The 4,602-nt window shown below is 42.2% G+C and carries 2 protein-coding genes; one reads left to right on the top strand and one right to left on the bottom strand.

Annotation, left to right across the window (positions count from 1 at the left end; genetic code table 11):
- Window positions 1-70: 70 nt before the first annotated feature.
- Complete coding sequence (locus tag QUA13_RS31685) at window positions 71-3,403, bottom strand: serine/threonine-protein kinase PknK (protein ID WP_333204948.1); 3,333 nt, start codon at window positions 3,401-3,403, stop codon at window positions 71-73.
- 601 nt (window positions 3,404-4,004) lie between these two features.
- Here QUA13_RS31685 and QUA13_RS31680 point away from each other — a divergent pair.
- On the top strand, window positions 4,005-4,148 hold the full coding sequence (locus QUA13_RS31680; protein WP_333204946.1) for a hypothetical protein: 144 nt from the start codon (window positions 4,005-4,007) through the stop codon (window positions 4,146-4,148).
- The last annotated feature ends 454 nt before the right edge of the window (window positions 4,149-4,602 follow it).

Here is a 4,602-nt window from a genome sequence, read left to right as displayed (position 1 = left end):
ATACGTCAATATACTTACACACAGAAAATCATTTAGGATTGCTCTAGATATAGAAAATCATTTAGGATTGCTATAGACATTTACTATTGGCTGCATTTTGAATATTTAAAGTTAGTTGGTGAACCATTTTAATGTAATAGATAGAATAGTCTTGTTTTAGTTTCAGTGCTAAATCAAGATATTGCTTTTGTTGTTGCTCTACAATATCTAATTGCTCGCCCATTAAAAACGGGGTAAAGCAATAAATAGTAGCATTATAACCAGCATATTCTATATCTCCTGTTTCCAATCCGCTTTGCGTAGCCTCTTGCAACAATTCTAATGTGTTTTTGATATGTTCTTTCCAGGGCCTAATTAAACCATTAAATAAATGGTAAATTTTAGATTTTAGAAAGTTGGCATCAAACTTATCCAACAATTTTAAAGCTAGCTGACTTGCATGATACCCTGTCTGTATGTCGCCACTCGCACACACAATTACACCATAAAAAACATAAGCATAAGCGGCTAATGCTGAATGACCGTGTTTCATAGAAAGATTGACCTGAGCCAATACAATCAGCGGCACAATCTCAGACTTGGTAGTGTAAGCAGGAGAAATAACGCTCATCAATATGCGTAAGGCTGCTAATTGATACGGATCGGTCATTTCTGGGATGTTTTCTAAATCTGTCAGAGAAGGCAATTCAACGGCAAAACCACCCTCACCCGCTTCATTTGACAAGGAAACACCCAGCATATCCAGCACTTGCAGCCCAGTATCAAGGGCTTTTAACATCTGATTTTGAGCCAGATAAAACTGGATTTGTAGCTCGTATACTTTCACTTTTTCGAGCAGGGTGCTAGCTTGTTGCAGAACAACTTCAGCAAGAATTGCTGACTTTTCGTAATTGGTATTAAGATATTCCGCTTCTACGGCTTCTACATAGAGTGCTAGTGTCAGATCGTAGTGACTCTGCCAACTGTTTTCTGCCAAGAGTTCTAACCCTACTTTTAGTAACGTGACAGCAGCTTCATAAGCTGTTGCTGCTTTGGCTTTTCGACCAGCTATTAAATTTAATTGAGCCAGCTTGTATTTTTCTTCTTGCTCAGTAATGAATTCTACTCCCACATTGAGCTGGTTAACAATCTCAAAGATATTTTCTTCAATCTCCTCTGCTGAAGTATGCTCCAGTAGCAGTTCACCAATTTTCAAGTGGGTCTGTTGTTTCTGAGATTCGGGAATAAGAGAATACGCCGCTTGCTGCACCCGGTCATGGAGAAATTTGTAAGCGATAGGCGCGTTATGGCTGTAAGGCAAAAGACCCGGTGAGGATGATAGCAGAGGAGAATCTGGAGCTATTCTCTCCTCTGCTATCATCCTCATTTCATCGGAGGTAAAAACAAGAGGGATTTTGTAGGCTTCGTTCAGGGGCAAAACCAAGCCAGCCTGAAGTGCTTCCCACAAATCAGCCGCCGTTTCCGACTGAGATTTTTCATTGACAATAGCCAGAACGTCTAAATTAAATTTGTCTCCAATACAGGCGGCTAATTTTAAGACATCCTGCGTATTTTCCGGGAGTTTTTGAATATTTATGGCAATCAGTTCGACGACATTATAATCCGTGATGCCTACCGCTTGAATTTGGTTCAATGACCACTGCCAGCACCCAGCACTGAATTCAAAGGTCAATAGCTTTTCTTGATGCAGAGTAGCGAACATCTGAGTCAAGAAGAAAGGATTGCCCTGGGTTTTATTGAAAAGTAGCTGGGACAATTCAGAAACCCGGTTTCTCGGAGCGGAAGACTCATTCAGGGTATCGGCTACCAGCAAGCTGACGTTGCCAATATCCAAAGGACGGAGGGTGATATTATTTACAACCGCCCCATTCTTTTGAATCTCTTCCAACGTCAGCATCAACGGATGCGTCGGACTAACTTCGTTATCTCGATAGGCTCCCATCAGCAGTAAATATTGGCTGTCAGGGTCACAAATCAGCAGATGAATTAACTTGAGCGATGCCGAATCTGCCCACTGTAAGTCATCCAAAAAGACGACGAGCGGGTGTGAGGGTTTAGTAAATACATGAATGAATTCTTTAAACACCCGATTAAAGCGATTTTGGGATTCAAATGCCCCCAATTGCGGAACAGCTTCTTGAGGGCCCACAATCAGTTCGACTTCGGGAATGACATCTACTATGACTTGGCCATTTGAGCCTAAAGCTTCTAAGAGTTGCTCTTTCCAAATCGCTAGTTTTTCCGAATTTTCTGTTAACAGATGTCGCATCAAGCCCTGAAAGGCTTGGATCAAAGAAGCATAAGGAATATTTCGCTTTAATTGGTCAAATTTACCGGAGATAAAATACCCGTGCTGCCTGACAATCGGTTTTTGAACTTCATTCACTAAGGAAGATTTGCCAATTCCTGAGTAACCGCTCACTAGCATCAGTTCGCTGTTTCCGTCGGAGACTCGCTCAAAGGCTGCCATCAAAGTGGCTACTTCTTGCTCGCGACCGTAGAGCTTTTGCGGGATGAGGAATTCTCCAAATTTATCCGTCTTACCGATTGGGAAGTTGTCAATTTTCCCATTCGTTTGCAGTTGATGACGGCAGGTTTCTAGGTCAGCTTTTAGTCCCAGGGCGCTTTGGTATCTGTCTTCAGCGGTTTTGGCTAATAATTTCATTACTATGTCAGAAATCGCTTCTGGAATCTCACCGATTTGCTGATGGGGTGGCACTGGTCTTTTAGCGATATGGCAGTGAATTAATTCTAGGGGGTCGGTGGCTTGATGGGGCAGCTTTCCAGTCAGAATTTCATAAAAGGTGACACCTAATGAGTAAAAGTCGGTGCGGTAGTCAATTGAGCGATTCATCCGCCCGGTTTGCTCTGGAGACATATAGGCGAGGGTACCTTCTAGCAAGTTGGGACTGCTGAGAATCTGGTTTTCTCGCTCTAGGTGCGTGGCAATGCTAAAATCGATGATTTTAATTTGACCTGTTTTGGGGTTGATAATGATATTCTGCGGTTTAATATCTTTATGAATAATCTTATTTTCATGCAGTTGAGCTAGAGTTTCTGCCAGATGAATAGCCAGACTCAGAAATTCGCTGATTTCAAGGTGTTTAGCTGCGATTAGGTTTTTCAGGGAGTCTCCTCCAAAATCTTCTAATATCAGCGCCAGACCGTTATTATGCTTTTCCAAAGAGTAAGCTTTGACAATCCCGGCTATGTCCAGAGTTTTGAGGATTTTATATTCATGTCTCAACCGCGCGATTTCTTCTATTGTGGGATACTCGGCTTTGAGGGTTTTTATTATAACCTGAGTTGGCTCGGACTCCCGAACCCCGCGATAAATAACTGTATTGACACCTTCATGAAGGGGCAACGATAAGAGTTTGTAACCGGGCAGCGTGGTTTTCATATTTGTTTTTTCGATGAGTCCGATTATTCAGGCATGGAATTTATAGATGGGAACCTGAGACAGCTAAGTTCGATCGCCTGTAGGGAAAAATTAAACGAGCAGAGCATCAGCTTGTTAGCAAATGGCAATATTTTCTCCCCTCATTCAATACTAAAGTGCATCACGGTCTAATGTTTAACTATAATACCTGTGCTGGAATTGGAAAACCAAGAATTGGTGCTTGTCCAAGCGCATCCAGAGTCATTATGCGATCGCACTACGTTAACCATGTGTTTAAAAGTCTCTGGACGTACTCCGCACAGACGCTTAAAGTTTTCATAACTCAGGTTTTTTACATCCAAATAGCTGATTATGTGTCTCAGTCTAAATTATTCCAGCTTAGGATTATACATCCTACTACAACCTATTTGGATCACTTCGACCGGGCGCGCTCGTTGCTCTTACCAGGGTACAAGTCGCGATCGCCTTCCCTACTTTTGCAAGAGGTTTATTGTAAGAGTGCGCTAGCCATGACTGAGTTACTTGAGCGCGCGTTAACGAAGCCTTCGAAGAAGATCGGTAAGTTGAAAACGTTGTCTGCAAGTGAGCAAGAGGCGGCTCAATGATTCTGGAAGAACTTGAAGACTATCCCAGATGGGAACTAGCAAATGCTCGTTCTCTCGACGCGATTGCCAAACTTGCAGCCTCAGCAATAGCTGAGTATTCCGCAGGTAAAACCCAAGAATTCGCTCCAGAAAGATTGTGAAGTCGCGTATTACAGCCCCATCCCGTAACAGAATCTAAAGTTACAAAAAATGGGGAATGTATGCAAACAATCTTTTTGAGTCGTGAAAAAGTCGCGCGTCGTGCGAAACATTTGTATGAGAGCAGCATCCGCCCAAAAAATGAATTATAAGAGAATATTGGCAATACGGTCATCATTGATATAGAAACAGGCGACTATAATAAAGTTGATGAAAATAGTTGACACGCTGCTGATTACCTGAGTGTGAAACATCCCTATGTTAGACTCTTTGGTATCCGTATTGAATATAACGTTGCTGGAGTTATAGGTGGTTTCATGGAGCCTGTGCCTAAGTGATTTTACTTAGGGTAGTTGATAGATATGCTAAACTTAATTTTATTTTGGAGTTTAGACTAAGCAGGTCAAAAAGTGCGCTCGCCCAAAGACCGGCAAACGTCCATACTCCAACGGCAAC

The sequence above is a fragment of the Microcoleus sp. S28C3 genome (assembly GCF_036700785.1).
Lineage (GTDB): Bacteria > Cyanobacteriota > Cyanobacteriia > Cyanobacteriales > Microcoleaceae > Microcoleus > Microcoleus asticus.
This window is presented reverse-complemented; position numbering and strand designations above follow the sequence as displayed.